The organism is Vibrio sp. 10N.261.52.A1, from assembly GCF_002876325.1.
In the GTDB taxonomy this organism is placed as follows: Bacteria; Pseudomonadota; Gammaproteobacteria; order Enterobacterales; family Vibrionaceae; genus Vibrio; species Vibrio chagasii.
On the sequence record NZ_MCYD01000079.1, the window covers coordinates 1 to 1,348 of the forward strand.

Below are 1,348 nucleotides of genomic sequence, written 5' to 3' on the forward strand. Positions count from 1 at the left end.
AGATTATGCAACCACGGCGCTTGCCCAAGAGAATGAATTACTCAATACCGAGAAAGACCTCAACGAGCTATTGCTCGAAAAACAGCAACTAAGAAATCGTATTGTAGTGGCATTAGGTATCATGGTGGGTATCAGTGCGGTTTTATTAATGGTGAGACTGAGAACAATCCAAAGAACGAACGATGCGCTGCTAGCTCAATCTACCACGTGTGAACTCACAGGTTTGTACAACAGACGCTATTTAGAAAAGCTGCTGACGAGCTCTACGCCATTTAACGGTAACTCATTTGGCACCAGCTTAGCTATCTTGGACTTAGACTATTTTAAGCAAGTGAACGACACTCATGGACATGATGTCGGTGACCAAGTGCTGGTGGAAGTCGCGAGACGTATCCAGCAACACCTATTCTCAAATGATGTGGTTGCTCGTTGGGGAGGGGAAGAGTTTGTGTTGTTGCTTTCTGGCTCTCTGGCCCCACAGCAGCAGTTAGACATCATCCGCTTGGCGATTGCACAAACCCCGATCGATACGCCGTCGGGGCCTTTAGACATCACGACTTCAATTGGCGCTTCGGTGAGTATTGCGAATGATCAGCTCAATCGCGATACCTATAAAAAGCACCTTAAAGTCGCCGATGATGCGCTCTATCAAGCAAAAGAATCTGGTCGAAATAGAGTGGTTTGTGTAGCAAGTGCGAAGTAATGGGCTTTTCTCTACTTTCTATCATGTTTGGCAATATGTACAAGGCTAACGCCCAATAAACGCTCGACTTGCTTGTTCGCTTGTGTTCCTGCATGAGAAGTAATCACCTTAACGAAGTTATCCATCAAACGTTGAGAGAAGTGACACGTTTCAGAACGGATGACTGAGTGATGGAATACCAACCTAAGAATAGCTGTGAATTCTTTGCTTTGAAGTGCTTTCTGCCAAGACAGTTCCAACGCATCACTTCCTTCATTAATCGTCAGATGATCAACTAAAAGCTTTAAGAATCGTCCTTCTAATGCCATTAGAAAGTCAGTCTTCTTAGGAAAGTGATGGCTTATTCCCGTTCTGGATATCTTCGTCGCTTGGCTGAGTGTGGTATAAGACATATTTTGATATCCGACTGTGAGTAATTGGTGACAGCTGGTATCGAGGATGAGTTGGATAGTTCGACAGGTATCGATCTTACTGCGCTTAGCCATTCTATGAGAGCCTTTAACTGGGAAGCAAAGTAAAAGCATACTCCTATATGAAATATCATTCCATATATTGAACTAGCCAGAAGTGGAAAACTTAGATTTATGTTTTGACTTTGGCTACTTATTTTATATTTATAGCCAAGTTTAGCGTTGGGTTTAGTAT

General features: G+C 43.1%; 2 protein-coding genes. One reads left to right on the top strand and one right to left on the bottom strand.

Features of this window, described 5'->3' with window-relative positions:
* Positions 1–703: GGDEF domain-containing protein (locus tag BCT81_RS01125; RefSeq protein WP_133152479.1), on the top strand; the 703-nt coding region annotated here is incomplete at its 5' end.
* Positions 704–714: 11 nt separating this feature from the next.
* Here BCT81_RS01125 and BCT81_RS01130 read toward each other — a convergent pair.
* Complete coding sequence (locus tag BCT81_RS01130; RefSeq protein ID WP_102423026.1) at positions 715–1,188, bottom strand: TetR/AcrR family transcriptional regulator; 474 nt, start codon at positions 1,186–1,188, stop codon at positions 715–717.
* Positions 1,189–1,348 lie beyond the last annotated feature (160 nt).

Coding starts and splice junctions, on each gene's coding strand:
- BCT81_RS01130 (WP_102423026.1), bottom strand. CDS start 1,188: ATGGCTAAGCGCAGTAAGATCGATACCTGTCGAACTATCCAACTCATC.